This is a genomic window from Streptomyces triticisoli, from assembly GCF_003270085.1.
GTDB classification, from domain to species: domain Bacteria; phylum Actinomycetota; class Actinomycetes; order Streptomycetales; family Streptomycetaceae; genus Streptomyces; species Streptomyces triticisoli.
Genome location: NZ_QFDQ01000073.1, coordinates 1 through 15,891 on the forward strand (window position 1 = coordinate 1; position 15,891 = coordinate 15,891).

The window sequence follows — 15,891 nt, forward strand, 5'->3', positions numbered from 1 at the left end:
CCGGCACCCCCTCGCGGGGTGCCGGCGCCGTCCTGTGGGATTCCTCAGCCGGGGCTGGTTTCCGTGGCAGGGTGGAGCGGGCAAGCCACAGGGGGCCAACAGAAGAGGGGGACTTGTGATCGTCTGGGTCAACGGCGCTTTCGGTGCGGGAAAGACCACCACCGCACGGGAACTGATCGAGCTGATCCCCAACAGCACGCTCTTCGACCCCGAGGTCATCGGCAGCGCGCTCGCGCACCTGCTGCCGCCCAAACACCTCGCCGAGGTCGGTGACTACCAGGACCTGCCGATCTGGCGGCGCCTGGTGATCGACACGGCCGCCGCGATGCTCGCCGAACTGGGCGGAACCCTCGTGGTCCCCATGACCCTGCTGCGTCAGGAGTACCGCGACGAGATCTTCGGCGGCCTCGCCGCCCGCCGCATCACCGTCCGGCACATCCTCCTCACCCCGGCGGAAACGATCCTGCGGGAGCGGATAGCCGGCCGCGAGGTCCCGCCCGGCCTTCCCGACGGCGAGATGCGCGTACGGCAGTGGGCCTACGACCACATCGAGCCCTACCACGCCGCCCTCGCCTCCTGGCTCACCGCTGACGCCCACCCCGTCGACACCAGCGCCCTCACCCCGTACGAGACCGCCGTCCGGATCGCCGAGGCCGTCAGCAACGGTGCCGTGCCCGTCTGCGACATCGTGCAGACCCCCGAGCCCACCGGCGAGACGGTCGCCTCCGGAGTGCTCCTCTTCGACGAGCAGGACCGGGTGCTGCTCGTCGACCCCACCTACAAGCCCGGCTGGGAGTTCCCCGGCGGCGTTGTCGAACCCGGCGAGGCCCCGGCCCGCGCGGGGATGCGCGAGGTCGCCGAGGAGACCGGGATACGGCTGGACGACGTGCCCCGCCTGCTCGTCGTCGACTGGGAGCCGCCCGCGCCCCCCGGCTTCGGCGGCCTGCGCTTCCTCTTCGACGGCGGCCGGCTGGACTCCGCGACGGCCGAACGCCTGCTCCTGCCCGGCCCCGAGCTGCGCGACTGCCGCTTCGTCACCGAGCGGGAGGCCGCCGGCCTCCTCCCACCCGTCCGCTACGAACGGCTCCGCCGGGCGCTGCGAGCGCGCGAGCGCGGAGCGGCGGTGTACCTGGAGGCGGGCGTCCCGGTCGGCTGACGGCCGTTCACAAGCCCCTCGGGGCTGCTCGTAACTTCCCTTATTCTCCGCGCCGTTGGCCGAAATTTTACTCTTCCGGCCGTGCCACCCGGTGATTTTGCCCGGTGTGGGGGATTTCGAGGTGAAATCCAGGGGGAATTGTCGCCGTCACGGTATGAACACGGGACCGTCCCGGACTTGTGTCACTACTCGTACCAGAAGTACACCGTTCCTGAAGACTGAGCATGAGTTGCACAGGCTCAGCCGTGCGCCCCGAACGGTTGTGGGCACACTGGTCGCCCGCTTTCGCTCCGCGTCCGGCGCCGGCGGATCGTGTCCGTGGTCCGGGAAGGCGGGGGCGGGTCCCTCACGCCCCGGGGCGCCCGGTCGGGCCTGGACGGTCCGATGCCCCGCACGATCGCTCCGGTCGTGTGGGGGCGGTGCCGTCCGACGCCGGATCGGGTGTCCCAGGGCGCGTCGTCCGATCGCCACGGCGGCCGCGTCGTGCCGCGTGGGCTTGCGTGTCTGGCTGGTGAGGGGTTTTTGCCAGTGCTGGGCGCCCCAGCGGCTGGTGTAGGCCGGATCGACCGCGACGACGGGCACGCCCAGCTCGGCGGCCATCGACACCAGCCGGGCCCGCAGTTTCGTGGTGGGCAGGCCGGAGAGCAGCTTGCGGAACCGCTTGCGGCGGCCGTGCTTCTCCCGGGTCTTCTCCATCGCGAAGTCGAGGTCCTCGATCGCCAGGGCCAGGCCGTGCCGCTTCGCCCAGTGCAGCAGGCGGATCAGGGCATGGCGCACCTGGGCGTCCCGGTGGCCCGCGCTGCCGGTCAGCCGGTAGTCGAAGCGGCGGGGGTCGCCGACGGGGTTGCCGTGGGTGTCCAGGCGCCAGGCGGCCAGGTGGTCGGCGTTCAGGTCCACCCCGGCCAGCCCACCCGCCCGAACCGCCTCCAGCGGCACCGCCTGCACCGGCGGGATCTGCCAGGCGGCGGTCACATACCAGCGGCCTCGGTCCGGGTCGTAGTGGATCCGGTAGGCCACCGCACGGCTCGCGGCGACGCGGTCGGCCCACTCCTCTTCCCGGTGGCGGAAGCGGGCCCGGCAGGCGAGCACGTACCGGCCGTGGGGGGCGTTGGCCAGGTGGGCCAGCGGCGCCGGCAGCTTGATGCTCACCTCCCCGCCGGGGCTGATGCGGATGGTCTCGTTGCCGTACCGCTTGCCGGACTCGCCGTCGGCCTGCAGGAACCACCGTTCGGCCTGCCACCGCAGCCGCCACTGCGCCTCGGTGAGCTGGGCAGCCTGAAGGTGGTGCCGGGCGCGCGCCAGCTTCCTGCCGCCGCGTACCACGCGCACCCGTCCGGCCTCGACGTCGGCCCGTACCTGCGCCAGCCGGTCCTGCAGCACGTGCAACCGCCGGGCCTTGGCGAACCACTCCCGCCGGGAGCGGTAGCCGCCCGGCGCGCCCTGGGTGCCCTTGGTCCCGAGGGGCTGCGCGAGCCGGCGTGTGATCACCTCGATGCCTGCCTGGAGATTCTGCAGGTGGGCGAGCTGTCCGCGCCGGGCCAAAGCCCACTGATCGTGGGTGGCCCTGGTGATGCTGCCCGCCCACCGCGCAGAAGACTGGCCCGTCAGCGCCCGCTTGCGCCGTGCCCACTGCTCGCCGTCGTGCTCCAGGCCCGCCGCGCAGCGGGCCTTCAGATCGCCGGAGGCCAGCGAGCCGAGCAGAGCGCCGACCCGGCGCAGCACCGTCTCGTCCTGCCCGGTCAGCCCCTTGAGGCCGGCGCGGACCGCCACGCCGGACGGGCTGGGCACCACGAAGGGTGCCGCCACCTTGCGCAGCCCGCTCACAGCCCACCCCCATCCGATGCCGACCCATCCGTTACCGCACCCAACGACCACCCCCGGTCAAAGGTCACGCATGCGAAACCAGAACTCCTGTCGCTTTGCTGCCCCGCCTGGACCGCGAGGAGGAACGCCTCACCCCCATCAGCGGCTCCCCGCCCTCCCTGCTGAACCTGCCGCCCGGCTGCCCCTTCGCGCCCCGCTGCCCCATGCGCCGTGAGGCGTGCGACAGTTCGGAGCCGCTGCTGCGCGGGGCCGGGCACGACGCCCACCTCAGTGCCTGCCACTTCGCCGACGAACTCGTCGACACCGGCGCCGAGGACGTCTTCGACGCGGTCGGCGCGGACACCGAGGCGCTGGCACGCTTCGCCGGCACACCGCCTTCGACGCGCTCCGAGGAGGACTCCGCGTGAACGTCCCCGCGCACACCGCCACCCTGCCGCCGCTGCCCGGCCACGGCGGCACCGGCGAACCGGTCCTGCAGGTCCGCGACCTGGTCAAGCACTTCCCGGTGATGTCCCGCGGCGTGATCCGCCGACGGACGGGCGACGTGCACGCCGTGTGCCGGGTCTCCTTCGACCTGTACGAGAACGAGACCCTGGGCCTGGTGGGGGAGTCCGGCTCGGGCAAGACGACGATCGCCCGTACGGTCCTCAGCCTGGAGACCGCCACCTCGGGTCAGGTCCTCTACCGGGGCCAGGACCTGACCCGGCTCAGCAGACGCCGGATGCGGCCACTGCGGCGCGAGCTGCAGATCGTCTTCCAGGATCCCTACGCCTCCCTCGACCCGCGGATCTCCGTGCACGAGATCGTCGCCGAACCGCTGCGCATCCACGGCCGCTACGGCCCGCGGGCCGGCGACGAGGTACGGGAACTGCTCCGTCTCGTCGGCCTCAACCCCGAGCACGGCAACCGCTTCGCGCACGAGTTCTCCGGCGGTCAGCGTCAGCGCATCGGCATCGCCCGGGCGCTGGCACTGCGGCCGAAGGTGATCGTCCTGGACGAACCGGTCTCGGCGCTGGACGTGTCCATCCAGGCGGGCGTGCTCAACCTGCTGATGGACCTGCAGAGCGAGCTGGGCCTGTCCTTCCTGTTCGTCGCCCACGACCTGTCCGTGATGCGCCATGTCGCCGGCCGGGTGGCGGTGATGTACCTGGGCCGCCTGGTCGAGATCGCCCCGTCCGCCACCCTGTTCGCCCGCCCCGCGCACCCCTACACCCAGGCGCTGGTCTCGGCCATCCCGCTGCCCGATCCGCGCAAGGAACGTGCCCGCAGGCGGATCGTGGTGCAGGGCGACGTGCCGAGCCCGGTCCGTCCCCCCAGCGGCTGCCGCTTCCGCACCCGCTGCCCGAAGTTCGCGGCGCAGCTCACGGAGAGCGAGCGCACCGCGTGCGTCGAGCAGGTGCCGGAACTGACCGACCGGGGCACCGGCCACCCGGTGGCCTGCCACTACGCGGAGAGCGTGGAGCTGCTGTAGAGGCGCCGCAGCTCGTCGTGCGGGTACGGGGTCAGCCTGCTCTCCTCGAGCAGGCGGTCGTGGAAGTCGTTCAGCCGCGCGGCGAGCGGCGCGTGCCGGCTCAGGAGCGCGGCCGCGGCCACCGGGACGCCGTCGGGCCGGGCTCCCTCGGCCAGGGCGCGGACGAAGGCGCGGCGGTCCTCGAGCCCGTACCCGTACAGCTTGTACGCCAGCCAGTTGACCAGGTGGGTGAGGGTGTAGGCGCGGTCGTAGCCGCGATGACGGTCGAAGAAGGCCTGCTCCTGCTCGGTGAGCCGGAACCGGTGGCTCAGAGCGAGGCCGAAGTCCGTGAGGTACAGCCGCCGGCCGTCGGTGAGGATGTTCCGGAAGTGCGCGTCCAGGTGCAGCAGCCGCTGCTCGTGCAGGAAATCGGCAACGGTCTCCAGGCCGCGTACGACGAAGTCGCACGCGGTGTCCGCCGCGTCCGTGCGCAGCCGGGCGCCGAACCAGTCGTCGAGGGTGTGCGGCACGTACTCCAGGAACAGGATCAGGCTCGCGGTGGCCGTGCGCAGGGCCTCGACGCGGGCCCGTACCTGCGGGGTGTCGCCCCAGTGGGCGACGGTCCGCTCCACGTCGGCCAGTTCGTCCGGCAGCGGCCCGGGCTCGTCGGGCAGCACCCGCCAGTGGTGCAGCAGCGGAAAGCCGGGAAAGCGGCCGGAGAGCACCCAGTTGGTCGCCATCCGGTGCGCGGCGAGCTCCCTCCACGCACCGAGCCCCGGGCTGCCGATGCCGTAGTGGAAGTACGGCGGCAGGTCGAAGACGTTCGCCGTCGACAGCCGGTTGTCGGGGTGCCGTTCGACGTCCGTCAGGCGTACGTGCTTGACGAAGACCGGCCGGCCGTCCACCTCGACGAGTACCGATCGGCCGCCGATCCCGGTGCCGAACGGCTCGCCACGCGCCAGGAGCCGTGTGAGTTCACGGTCGCCGAGGAGCGCGAGCGAGGTGGCGATGTCGGTGTGGGCGGTGATGCGGGCGGAGAGAGGCATGACTCATGTTCAGCCGGACACCGTGTGCCTGTCCGCCGGTTCGGGAAGTGTCGCCCCGGCGCGCCGTGCGCCGGGGCGGTTGGCTCAGCCCGTCGCGTAGTTGCGCAGGAACAGTGCCTCCGTGACCGACAGGCGCTCCAGCTCCTCGGGGGAGACGCTCTCGTTCACGGCGTGGATCCGGGCCTCGGGTTCGCTCAGGCCGATGAGGAGGATCTCGGCCTGCGGGTAGAGCGCGGCGAGGGTGTTGCACAGCGGGATGGAGCCGCCCTGGCCGGCGTACTGCATGTCCTGGCCGGGGTAGGCGACCGCCATCGCGTCGGCCATCGCCCGGTAGGCCGGGCTGGTGGTGTCGGCGCGGAAGGGCTGGCCCTGGCCGACCTGCTCGATGTGCACCCGGGCGCCCCACGGGGTGTGGGCCTCGAGATGGGCCTGGAGCAGTTTGGCCGCCTCGGCCGCGTCGACGCCCGGCGGCACCCGCAGGCTGACCAGGGCGCGGGCGCTCGCCTGCACGGACGGGGTGGCGCCGACGACCGGCGGGCAGTCGATGCCGAGGACGGTGACGGCCGGACGGGCCCAGATGCGGTCGGCGACCGTGCCGGAGCCGATCAGCTCCACTCCGTCGAGCACCTTGGCGTCCTTGCGGAACTGCTCCTCGTCGTACTGGAGGCCCTCCCACGCCGAGTCGCCCGCCAGCCCGTCCACCGTCGTCGAGCCGTCCTCGGCGCGCAGTGAGTCCAGGACGCGGATCAGCGCGGCGAGCGCGTCGGGGGCGGCGCCGCCGAACTGGCCGGAGTGCAGGTTGCCTTCGAGGGTGTCGACCTGGACGCGGACCAGGGTCATGCCGCGCAGGGTGGCGGTGACGGTGGGCAGGCCGACCCGGAAGTTGCCGCTGTCGCCGATCACGACGGCGTCGGCCTTCAGCAGCTCCGGGTGCTCCTCGGCGTAGCGCTCCAGGCCGCCGGTGCCCTGCTCCTCCGAACCCTCGGCGATCACCTTGACGTTCACCGGTATGCCGCCGTTGGCCTTCAGGGCACGCAGCGCGAGCAGGTGCATGATGACGCCGCCCTTGCAGTCGGCGGCGCCGCGTCCGTACCAGCGGCCGTCGCGCTCGGTCAGCTCGAAGGGCGGGGTGGTCCAGCCGGCCTCGTCCAGCGGCGGCTGCACGTCGTAGTGGGCGTAGAGCAGGACCGTCTTCGCGCCCTCGGGGCCGGGCAGATGGCCGTACACCGACTGGGTGCCGTCCGGGGTGTCGAGCAGGGCCACGTCCGTGAAGCCCTCGGCGCGCAGCGCGTCGGCGATCCAGTGCGCGGCTCCCTCGCTCTCGCTCCTGGGGTACTGGTCGAAGTCCGCCACCGACCTGAAGGCCACCAGTTCGGCGAGTTCGGCCCGCGCCCCGGGCATCAGTGAGGCGACGGTCTCGGCGACCGGATTCGGCGACATGGGCACGCTCCTTGTGAGTGCGACGTCGCGCCCGTGGGTACCGGGGTGGTACGTCCGAGCACTTCTGTGTTGCGGATGACCGTGTCAGCGTAGGTGCGACCCGGTGTACGGGGCACGTACGCCGCTGATCCTCCCACAGCGGTCCGCGGCGAGGGCCGCCGTAGGATGCCTCAGACAGCAGCGGCAGCCGGGTTGATCGGGAGCGGTAGACCATCGTGAGCAGCGAGAACTCTTCGGCGGACGACGTGCGGGACGACGCGCGGCAGGTGTGGGACGTCGTCGTGGTGGGCGCGGGACCCGCGGGTGCCTCGGCCGCCTACGCGGCGGCGGTCACGGGGCGGCGCGTGCTGTTGCTGGAGAAGGCGGAACTGCCCCGGTACAAGACCTGCGGCGGAGGGATCATCGGCCCCTCGCGCGACGCGCTGCCGCCCGGTTTCGAGCTTCCGCTGAAGGACCGCGTGCACGCGGTGACCTTCTCCCTGGACGGCCGTTTCACCCGCACCCGCCGCTCCAAGCAGATGCTGTTCGGGCTGCTCAACCGGTCCGAGTTCGACCAGCAGCTCGTCGAGCACGCGCAGAAGGCCGGCGCCGAGCTGCGTACGGGCGTCACCGTCTCGCGGGTCGAGCAGCACGGCTCGGCGGTGCCGGACCGGCGCACGGTCGCCGTGGTGCTCCAGGGCGGCGAGACGGTGCTCGCGCGCGCGGTGGTCGGCGCGGACGGCAGCGCCAGCCGCATAGGGGCCCATGTCGGGGTGAAGCTGGATCAGGTGGACCTGGGCCTGGAGGTGGAGATCCCGGTGCCGGACACCGTCGCCGAGGACTGGCGGGGACGGGTGCTCATCGACTGGGGCCCGTTGCCCGGCAGTTACGGCTGGGTGTTCCCCAAGGACGACACGCTGACCGTCGGCGTGATCTCGGCACGTGGTGAAGGCGCCGCCACCAAGAGGTACTTGGAGGACTTCATCGGCCGCCTGGGCCTGGCCGGCTTCGAACCGGGCATCTCCTCCGGGCATCTGACGCGCTGTCGCGCCGACGACTCGCCGCTCTCGCGCGGGCGGGTGCTGGTGTGCGGCGACGCGGCCGGACTCCTGGAGCCGTGGACACGCGAGGGCATCTCCTTCGCGCTCAGGTCCGGGCGGCTCGCGGGGGAGTGGGCGGTGCGCGTCGCCGAGGCGCACGACGCGGTGGACGCCCGGCGCCAGACCCTGAACTACGCGTTCGCGATCAAGGCGGGGCTCGGCGTCGAGATGGCCGTCGGCAAGCGGATGCTGGCGCTGTTCGCGCGTCGGCCCGGACTCTTCCACGCCGCCCTGACCGGCTTCAGGCCCGCTTGGAGGGCGTTCAAGGACATCACGCGGGGCTCGACCACGCTCGGCGAGCTCGTCCGCACCCACCCCATGGCCCAGCGCGCCCTGGCCGCACTGGACCGGCGGCCGGCCGCGTCCGGCGCGGAGGACCCGGTCAGTCCGTGACCGTGATCCGGAAGACCGGGTGGTCGGGGGCGGCCACGGCGATCTCCTCGTCGGAGGACTTCGCCGTGACGCCCCGGAAGTACTCGTCGACCTGCCAGCCCCACCGCTCCAGATAGGTCCGCAGGACCGGCGGCTTCTCGGCGTCGGACAGTTCCACCGCGGTGAACGTCCGCACCTTCCGCCCGACGCGCAGCTCCCCGCCGCCGGCCGCGCGCATGTTGCGGACCCACTGGGAGTGGCCGCGGGCCGAGACGAGGTACTGCGTGCCCTCGTACGTGTGCGGGTTGACCGGGATGCGCTGCGGCTTGCCGCTCCTGCGGCCCCGCACGGTCAGCTCGGCGGACCCGGCGAGGCTGAGCCCGTACCGGGCGAGCCGGCCGATGACGCTGTTGAGGCGGGCATTCATCCGGCTGCCCTTGAGGTAGTACGGCGACGGTGACGACGACACGGTGACCCCCACGGGTTGGGAGAGCAGTGCTCTCGTTCGAGGACAGTGTGCACTGGATCGGCGATCCGATGCAAGAGCAGCGCTCTCTTTCTGGTTCACCGCTCCGTTCGGTGTGCGCCGCTCCCAAATCGTGGAACACTCCTCTCCATGAGCACCGTGAAAGGCGCCCGCGCCCGGGCCAGGACGGAGATCACCGCGGCGATCAAGGACGAGGCGCGCAGACAGCTCGCGAAGGAGGGCGCCGCGAAGCTCTCGCTGCGCGCCGTGGCCCGTGAACTCGGCATGGTGTCCTCCGCGCTGTACCGGTACTTCCCCAGCCGCGACGACCTGCTGACCGCGCTCATCATCGACGCCTACGACTCCCTGGGCGCGGCCGCCGAGTCCGCGCAGGAGGAGGTGGCCGTCGCCGAGCCCCTCGCGCGCTGGACCGCCGTGTGCGAGGCGGTGCGCGGCTGGGCGCTGGCGCACCCGCACGAGTACGCCCTCATCTACGGCTCGCCCGTGCCCGGCTACACCGCGCCGCAGACGACCGTCCCGGCCGCGGCCCGCGTCGGCCTGGTCCTCATCGGCATCGTGCGCGACGCCCACGAGCACGGGGGGCTGACCGTGCCCCCCCTGCCCGCCGAACTGCTCGGCGAGGCCGAGCGGATGACCGCCGAGCTCGCGCCCGGCCTGCCGCCCGAGGTGGGGGCCGCGCTCGTCGCCGCCTGGGCGCAGCTGTACGGACTGGTCGGGTTCGAGCTGTTCGGTCAGTTCAACCGGGTGGTGGAGGACCGCGAGCCGTTCTTCCGGCACGCGGTGGTCCGGCTCGCCCACGGAGTGGGCCTGCGCCCCGGACTCCCCGGGGAGCGGGCGTGATCACCTCGCTCGGCTGACACCCCCGGCCGCGCGACCGGTACGGGCCCTGTACGACACCGGGTCGGCGTATGTCGCGTTGCGGTGGGCCATTCGGTGGGTTGGGGTGGTGGGAGACACGCTTCCCCTGTCCCGGACGGCGATCATGACGATGTCACCCTTCGGCGCCTCCTTCGGCGGCCCGGACCCATTCTCCGAGATCCTCAACCGCTTCTTCGGCATGACGCCCGCCGCCTCGCCCCCGCAGGTGCAGCGCGTACCGATCGGACGGCTGCTGACCGAGTCCGCGCGTGAGCTGATCAACCAGGCCACCGGGCGAGCGGCCGAGGACGGCAGCTCCGACCTGGACACCGAGCACCTGCTGTGGGCGTGCACCCAGGTGGAGCCGGCCCGGGGCCTGCTCGCCCAGGCCGGAGCCGACCCGGACCGGCTCGGCGCGGACCTCGCCGAGGCGTTGCCCGGTGAGAGCGGCATGCCCTCCGCACAGCCGGGCCTGACCCCGGCGGCCAAACGGGTGCTGCTGCGCGCCTACGAGCACTCCCGGGCGGCCGGAGTGTCGTACATCGGCCCCGAGCACGTCCTCGGCGCGCTGCTGGACACGCCGGGCGGGGCGGCGTCACGCGTCCTCGCCGCGCACGGCATCGAGGCCGACCAGCTGCGCCGCAGCGCCGACACGGCCTCCCGCCCCGACACCGCGCCCGGCGGGGGAGAGACGCCGAGCGCCACCCCGACCCTGGACCAGTACGGCCGTGACCTGACCGAGGAGGCCCGGGCCGGAAAGCTGGACCCGGTGGTGGGGCGCGCCGCGGAGATCGAGCAGACCGTCGAGGTCCTCTCCCGCCGCTCGAAGAACAACCCCGCCCTGATCGGTGAGCCGGGCGTCGGCAAGACCGCGATCGTGGAGGGACTCGCCCAGCGGATCGTCGCCGGGGACGTGCCGAAGACCCTGGAGAACAAGCGGGTGATCGCCCTGGACCTCACCGGGCTGGTGGCGGGAGCCCAGTACCGGGGCCAGTTCGAGGAGCGGCTGAAGAACGTCATCGACGAGGTCAAGGCGGCCTCCGAGTCGACGATCCTGTTCCTGGACGAACTGCACACCGTCGTCGGCGCCGGCGCCACCGGCGAGGGCTCCATGGACGCGGGCAACATCCTCAAACCGGCCCTCGCCCGCGGCGAGCTGCACGTCGTCGGGGCCACCACCCTCGACGAGTACCGCCGGTACGTGGAGAAGGACGCCGCCCTGGAGCGCCGCTTCCAGCCGGTCATGGTGCCCGAGCCCAGTGTCGAGGAGACCGTGCAGATCCTGGAGGGCCTGCGCGACTCCTACGAGGCCCACCACCAGGTCCGTTACAGCGACGACGCCCTGGCTGCCGCCGCCGAACTCTCCGACCGGTACGTCACCGACCGTTTCCTTCCCGACAAGGCCATCGACCTGCTCGACCAGGCCGGGGCACGGGTGCGCCTGCGCTCCATGGGCCGGTCCACCGAGGTCGTCGAGCGCGAGGACCGGCTGGCCAAGCTGCGCCGGGAGAAGGACCAGGCCGTCGCCGCCGAGGACTTCGAGCGGGCCTCCGAGCTCAAGGACCGGATCGCCGAGGTGGAGACGGAACTGGCGGGCCTGGCCGAGCGCCGCGAGGGGGTCCTGGAGGTGACCGTCGACGACATCGCCGACGTACTGTCCCGGCGCACCGGCATCCCCGTCGCCCAGCTGACCGAGAGCGAGAAGGAGCGGCTGCTGAAACTGGAGGAGGCCCTGCACGCCCGGGTCGTCGGCCAGGACGAGGCGGTCACCGCGATCGCGCAGGCGGTGCGCCGCAGCCGGGTCGGCATGAGCGACCCGAACCGGCCCGTCGGCTCCTTCCTCTTCCTCGGCCCCACCGGCGTCGGCAAGACCGAACTGGCCAAGGCCCTCGCCGAGCTGTTGTTCGGCGACGAGAACCGCATGGTCCGCTTCGACATGAGCGAGTTCCAGGAGAGGCACACCGTCTCCCGGCTCGTCGGCGCACCGCCCGGCTACGTCGGCCACGAGGAGGCCGGCCAGCTCACCGAGAAGGTCCGCCGGCAGCCCTACAGCGTGCTGCTGTTCGACGAGGTGGAGAAGGCCCACCCGGACGTCTTCAACACCCTGCTCCAGGTCCTGGACGACGGTCGGCTCACCGACGCCCAGGGCCGTACCGTCGACTTCCGCAACACCGTGGTCATCATGACCTCCAACATCGGCGCCCAGCGGATCCTCGCCCACCACGGCGACGTCTCCGCCGTCAAGGACCAGCTGATGGGGGACCTGCGCGCCAGGTTCCTGCCGGAGTTCCTCAACCGCATCGACGACATCATCGTCTTCCACGGCCTGAGCGAGGACGACCTCGGCCGGATCGTGGAGCTGCTGCTGGACCACAGCCGCCGCCGGGTGCGCGCCCAGGGCCTGGAGCTGGAGGTCACCGACGCCGCGAAGAAGCTGCTGGTCGCCCACGGCCACCAGCCCGAGTTCGGGGCCCGCCCGCTGCGCCGCACCATCCAGACCGAGCTGGACAACCGCATCGCCTCCCTGCTGCTGAGCGACTCGGCCGATCCCGGTGACACGATCGTGGCGGACGTCGACAAGGACGCCCTGGTCTGCCGGGTCGAGCACCCGCAAGCCGCCCCGGCCGCCTGACCGCACGCCCCGTGCCGTCCGGGTGCCCGGCCCGCCGGCCGCCCGTCACTCGTACGCCGACCGCCGGATCGCGAAGGCGATCACGGCGGCGCCGGCGGCCAGCACGGCGACGCTGGTGAGCGCGGCCGGCAGGGAGATCCAGTCGGCCATGAAGCCGATCGCCGGCGGCCCGAGCAGCATGCCGCCGTAACCGAGGGTGGAGGCGGTCGCGACCCCGCTCGGACCGGCCAGCGCACCGGCCCGCTCCACGGCCACCGGGAAGAGGTTGGCGAGCCCCAGCCCGGTGACGGCGAAGCCGAGCAGCGCCGCCCACACCGACGGCGCGAGCGAGCCGAGCAGCATGCCGACCGCGGCGACCGCGCCGCCGGCCACGACCGTACGGGTACGGCCCAGCCGCTCCAGCAGGGTCGTACCGCTCAGCCGCCCGAGGGTCATCGCCAGGGCGAAGCAGGAGTAGCCGGCCGCCGCCGTGCCCGGAGAGGCGCCCAGGTCCTGCTGGAAGTGCAGCGCGCCCCAGTCGGCCATGGCCCCTTCGCCGTACGCCGTGCACAGGGCGATCAGGCCCAGGACCAGGACGAGTCCCCGGGTACGCCGGTCGAGGCGCTGTGGGCGGTCCTCCTCGGGTCGTACGCGCTCCGTCGGCACCGGGGGTTCGTGCCGCAGCAGGGTGGGGCCGGCGAGGGCGGTGACGAGCAGGCCGATCACGGTGAGGCCGAGCAGGTGGCGGGTGGGGGACAGGTGCGCGGCCACGAGCCCGCCCAGGCCCGCGCCCACCATGGCGCCGAGGCTGAAGGCGGCGTGGAAGCTCGGCATGATCGGCCGGCGCAGCGCGGCCACCAGGTCCACGGCCGCGCTGTTGAAGGCGACGCTGATGCCGCCGTACGCCGCTCCGAAGACCAGCAGGACCGCGCCGAGGGCCAGGACGGAGTGGGTGAGCGGGGGCAGGGCGATGCTGAGGGAGAGCAGCACGGCGTACACGACGGTGATCCGGTGGCTGCCGTAGCGGCGGCACAGACGGCCGGTCAGGGCCATCGTGACCACCGCGCCGGCGGAGACGCCGAGGAGGGCGAGGCCCAGGTCGCCGGCCGAGGCGTTGGTCTGCTGCTTGATCGCGGGGATGCGGACCACCCAGCCGGCGAAGACGAAGCCGTCGAGGGCGAAGAAGGTCGTGAGGACGATACGGAGACGGGTGAGGGAGTCGTCCCGCACGGCAGTGTGCGGACGGGTTTTGTTTATGAGCGGCACAAAATCAGGCTAGCAAGCGTCCGCACCGGGGCGAGCGACAGCCCGCCCCGGTGCGGTATGTGCGTCGGGCGAGCGTCACCTCCACCGGGAGCCGCTTGATGCCGTTGACGTGATGCCGTTGACGAAGTTGAAGCGGACCCGGGACACGTCCCCGGCCAGGCCGATGCCGCCGGGCCCGCGGGCCTGCGCGAGCTTCTCGCCCCGGTGAGGGAACGCCGGCCGGGCACGGGCACTCTTCCGCTGATCGCCGGTACCGGGCAGGCCGGTACCGGGCAGGCTGGTGCCGCCCGCCGGGTCGTTCGGGCTCAAAGTGCAAGGCGCCCGGCCTCGGGGGCGGGGTCCGGAGCCGTCGTCAGCCGGTCTTCCAGCCCCAGGGCGTGTCCACGCGCGCCCACTCCTCGTCCCACTGGTCGAAGCGGCGACGGTCGAGCCGGGTCCGTACCAGCTTGGCGCCGCCGATGACCACGCCCGTGGCTGCCGTGCCCGCCCACAGGCCGCCCAGGGTCGACTGGAACGCGCTGTCGGCCCGCGAGGCGGGCGGGGAGGTCAGGACGCCGTGCCCGCTCGTCCACACCGTGACGTGGGTGCCGGGCGTCGCGGAGGCCGGGACCCTGGTCCGGCCCGTGTGCACCGAGCCGTCCGGATCCGTCCAGCGGACCGTCGCCCACATCAGGGCGCCACTCGTCGGCCGGGCCGCCCCGTGGGTCGCGTCCTGGGTCAGCACGGCGGGCAACGGGCGGGTCTCGGCGCGGAGCCGGTCCGCGCTCCGCTGCATCGCGCCCGCCGTCAGCACTCCCGCCAGCACACCGCCGACCACGGCGAGAACCCAGGCGGCGAGCAGGATCCACGCCTCCACGGCGTCACTGGTCCGCTTGAGCGGATTCCGCCGCCACCGCCACAGCCACACTCCCGCACGACGTGTCACCTTCGACACCCCCTCGTGAGCACCGATGGCCCTCCCTCCAGTGTGCCCCCAGAAGCGATCAGAGGCTCCCGGAAGCACGGAGAAGGGAAGCCGAGGCCCTTCAGGCGGTCACGAGCAGGGGCGTACGCCCGCGCGCCCGCTCCTTCCTGCCACCCCGGTGTCGCGCCCTCTTCGGACACGGATCGGTCAAGGCTTGCGTACGCGTCGGTTGCCGTGCGGTGAGCGCGCCATGATGAGGCCATGACGCTCGCCGCGCGCGCCCTTGCCCACCTGGTCACCTGGCCCGATCTGACGGAGGCGGTGCCGAGTTGCGGCACCGGGCAGGCGCTCAGCTCGGCCCGGGGCGAGATCGCGCACTTCCACTCCGGCCGGGACGTCGACCTCCACCTGACCGCCCCGGCCGTCCGACGCCTGGCGGGCGACCTGCGGCGCTTCGCCGCGGTCCGCGTCGTGCCGGACTCCCCCTGGGTGACGCTCCGCCTCGACGCCTCGGCCGACGTGGATCTCCTCGTGAGCCTGATGAGCGTCGCGCTCCAGGCCCACCAGGGCCCGCAGGACGACGGCCGGCCCGCCTCCCGCGGCTGCAACGACGGCCGCGGCGTGGGCTTCCTGCGCACCTGACGACACACGACGGGCACCGTCAGACGGTGAGGACCCGCACCCCCGCCTCCTCGAACCGGCGCACCGTCTCCTGCCCCGCCGCCGTGTCCGTGACCAGCGTGTCCACCGACTCGGCCGGGCAGATGCGGGCGAAGGCACGCCGGTCCGGCTTGCTGGAGTCGGCGGCCACGACGACGCGTTCGGCGCGCTCGAACAGCAGCCGGTTGACGGCGGCCTCGGCCTCGTCGTGGGCCGCCGCGCCGTGCGTGACGTCGAGGGCGACCACCCCGAGCACCGCCACGTCGAGCGTGATCTGGCTCAGCACCCCGTCCGCCGGCGGGCCGACCAGCTCGTACGACTGCGGACGCGCGACCCCGCCGGTCGGCACGATCTTGAACTGGGGCCGTACGGCGAGCTCGTTGGCGATGTTGAGCGCGTTGGTCACCGCGGTCAGCGCGGGTGAACCGGAGACGAGGTCGCCGCGCACCGCCAGGACGCGGGCCACCTCCGTGGTGGTGGTGCCGCCGGCCGTCAGCCCCACCGCCTCGCCGGGCACCACGAGGTCCGCGACCGCCTTAGCGATCCGCTGCTTCTCGGAGGCGTGCCGGGCCGTCCTGTAGCGCAGCGGCAACTCGTAGGAGACACCGTGCACGACCGCGCCGCCCCGGGTGCGGACGAGCACCTGCTGCTCGGCGAGCCGGTCGAAGTCCCGCCGGATCGTCGCGGCCGACACCCGCGGCTCGGCCTCCGTCTCCCGACCCCCCGCGACCCTGGCGC

At 72.9% G+C, this 15,891-nt stretch carries 13 protein-coding genes and 2 pseudogenes; 7 read left to right on the forward strand and 8 right to left on the reverse strand.

Annotated features, from left to right (window positions below; genetic code table 11):
- Positions 1–115 precede the first annotated feature (115 nt).
- Positions 116–1,156 carry an NUDIX hydrolase gene (locus DEP02_RS13160; protein ID WP_112467511.1) on the forward strand — a complete coding sequence of 347 codons (1,041 nt, stop codon included), beginning with the start codon at positions 116–118 and terminating at the stop codon, positions 1,154–1,156.
- A 147-nt stretch (positions 1,157–1,303) separates the two neighbouring features.
- Here the strand turns inward: DEP02_RS13160 and DEP02_RS13165 are convergent.
- Positions 1,304–2,980, reverse strand: a pseudogene (locus DEP02_RS13165) (nuclease/transposase family protein).
- Positions 2,981–3,075: 95 nt separating this feature from the next.
- Between DEP02_RS13165 and DEP02_RS13170 the strand changes: the two are divergent.
- A complete protein-coding gene (locus tag DEP02_RS13170; protein ID WP_269809360.1) occupies positions 3,076–3,387 on the forward strand; it encodes an oligopeptide/dipeptide ABC transporter ATP-binding protein in 312 nt (103 codons plus the stop codon).
- Positions 3,384–4,451, forward strand: coding sequence for an ABC transporter ATP-binding protein (locus DEP02_RS13175; RefSeq protein ID WP_112467512.1), 1,068 nt, complete (start codon positions 3,384–3,386; stop codon positions 4,449–4,451). Before DEP02_RS13170 ends, DEP02_RS13175 begins: the two co-directional genes overlap by 4 nt.
- Here DEP02_RS13175 and DEP02_RS13180 read toward each other — a convergent pair.
- Positions 4,424–5,476: a protein kinase family protein gene (locus DEP02_RS13180; RefSeq protein ID WP_112467513.1), complete on the reverse strand. Its 1,053-nt coding sequence runs from the start codon at positions 5,474–5,476 to the stop codon at positions 4,424–4,426. The genes DEP02_RS13175 and DEP02_RS13180 overlap by 28 nt on opposite strands.
- A gap of 84 nt (positions 5,477–5,560) precedes the next feature.
- Positions 5,561–6,916: a dipeptidase gene (locus tag DEP02_RS13185; protein ID WP_112467514.1), complete on the reverse strand. Its 1,356-nt coding sequence runs from the start codon at positions 6,914–6,916 to the stop codon at positions 5,561–5,563.
- A 215-nt stretch (positions 6,917–7,131) separates the two neighbouring features.
- Between DEP02_RS13185 and DEP02_RS13190 the strand changes: the two genes are divergently transcribed.
- Positions 7,132–8,388, forward strand: coding sequence for a geranylgeranyl reductase family protein (locus DEP02_RS13190; RefSeq protein WP_112467515.1), 1,257 nt, complete (start codon positions 7,132–7,134; stop codon positions 8,386–8,388).
- Here the strand turns inward: DEP02_RS13190 and DEP02_RS13195 are convergent.
- A complete protein-coding gene (locus DEP02_RS13195) occupies positions 8,378–8,794 on the reverse strand; it encodes a nitroreductase family deazaflavin-dependent oxidoreductase (RefSeq protein ID WP_112467561.1) in 417 nt (138 codons plus the stop codon). The two genes, DEP02_RS13190 and DEP02_RS13195, sit on opposite strands and share 11 nt — an antisense overlap.
- Before the next feature lie 189 nt (positions 8,795–8,983).
- Here DEP02_RS13195 and DEP02_RS13200 point away from each other — a divergent pair, with 189 nt between their 5' ends.
- Together DEP02_RS13200 and DEP02_RS13205 are read left to right on the forward strand one after the other, a co-directional pair.
- A complete protein-coding gene (locus DEP02_RS13200) occupies positions 8,984–9,694 on the forward strand; it encodes a TetR/AcrR family transcriptional regulator (RefSeq protein WP_112467516.1) in 711 nt (236 codons plus the stop codon).
- Between the two features lie 142 nt (positions 9,695–9,836).
- A complete protein-coding gene (locus tag DEP02_RS13205; RefSeq protein WP_112467517.1) occupies positions 9,837–12,344 on the forward strand; it encodes an ATP-dependent Clp protease ATP-binding subunit in 2,508 nt (835 codons plus the stop codon).
- 45 nt (positions 12,345–12,389) lie between these two features.
- Here DEP02_RS13205 and DEP02_RS13210 read toward each other — a convergent pair whose 3' ends face one another.
- The 3 genes from DEP02_RS13210 to DEP02_RS13220 all read right to left on the reverse strand — a co-directional run bounded on the left by DEP02_RS13210 (position 12,390) and on the right by DEP02_RS13220 (position 14,514).
- On the reverse strand, positions 12,390–13,553 hold the full coding sequence (locus tag DEP02_RS13210) for an MFS transporter (protein WP_112467518.1): 1,164 nt from the start codon (positions 13,551–13,553) through the stop codon (positions 12,390–12,392).
- Between the two features lie 111 nt (positions 13,554–13,664).
- Positions 13,665–13,898: a hypothetical protein gene (locus DEP02_RS13215; RefSeq protein WP_112467519.1), complete on the reverse strand. Its 234-nt coding sequence runs from the start codon at positions 13,896–13,898 to the stop codon at positions 13,665–13,667.
- Positions 13,899–13,941: 43 nt separating this feature from the next.
- Positions 13,942–14,514 (reverse strand): Rv1733c family protein, encoded by a 573-nt coding sequence (locus DEP02_RS13220; protein ID WP_232839083.1) that lies wholly within the window; start codon positions 14,512–14,514, stop codon positions 13,942–13,944.
- Positions 14,515–14,754: 240 nt separating this feature from the next.
- On the opposite strand from DEP02_RS13220, the gene DEP02_RS13225 reads away from it, so the two are divergent.
- Positions 14,755–15,135: a luciferase domain-containing protein gene (locus DEP02_RS13225; protein ID WP_112467521.1), complete on the forward strand. Its 381-nt coding sequence runs from the start codon at positions 14,755–14,757 to the stop codon at positions 15,133–15,135.
- A 19-nt stretch (positions 15,136–15,154) separates the two neighbouring features.
- Here DEP02_RS13225 and DEP02_RS13230 read toward each other — a convergent pair.
- A pseudogene (locus DEP02_RS13230) lies at positions 15,155–15,856 on the reverse strand (DeoR/GlpR family DNA-binding transcription regulator); the annotation flags it as partial.
- Positions 15,857–15,891: the final 35 nt, after the last annotated feature.

Coding starts and splice junctions, on each gene's coding strand:
- DEP02_RS13225 (WP_112467521.1), top strand. CDS start 14,755: ATGACGCTCGCCGCGCGCGCCCTTGCCCACCTGGTCACCTGGCCCGAT.
- DEP02_RS13180 (WP_112467513.1), bottom strand. CDS start 5,476: ATGCCTCTCTCCGCCCGCATCACCGCCCACACCGACATCGCCACCTCG.
- DEP02_RS13205 (WP_112467517.1), top strand. CDS start 9,837: ATGACGATGTCACCCTTCGGCGCCTCCTTCGGCGGCCCGGACCCATTC.
- DEP02_RS13195 (WP_112467561.1), bottom strand. CDS start 8,794: ATGAATGCCCGCCTCAACAGCGTCATCGGCCGGCTCGCCCGGTACGGG.
- DEP02_RS13200 (WP_112467516.1), top strand. CDS start 8,984: ATGAGCACCGTGAAAGGCGCCCGCGCCCGGGCCAGGACGGAGATCACC.
- DEP02_RS13185 (WP_112467514.1), bottom strand. CDS start 6,916: ATGTCGCCGAATCCGGTCGCCGAGACCGTCGCCTCACTGATGCCCGGG.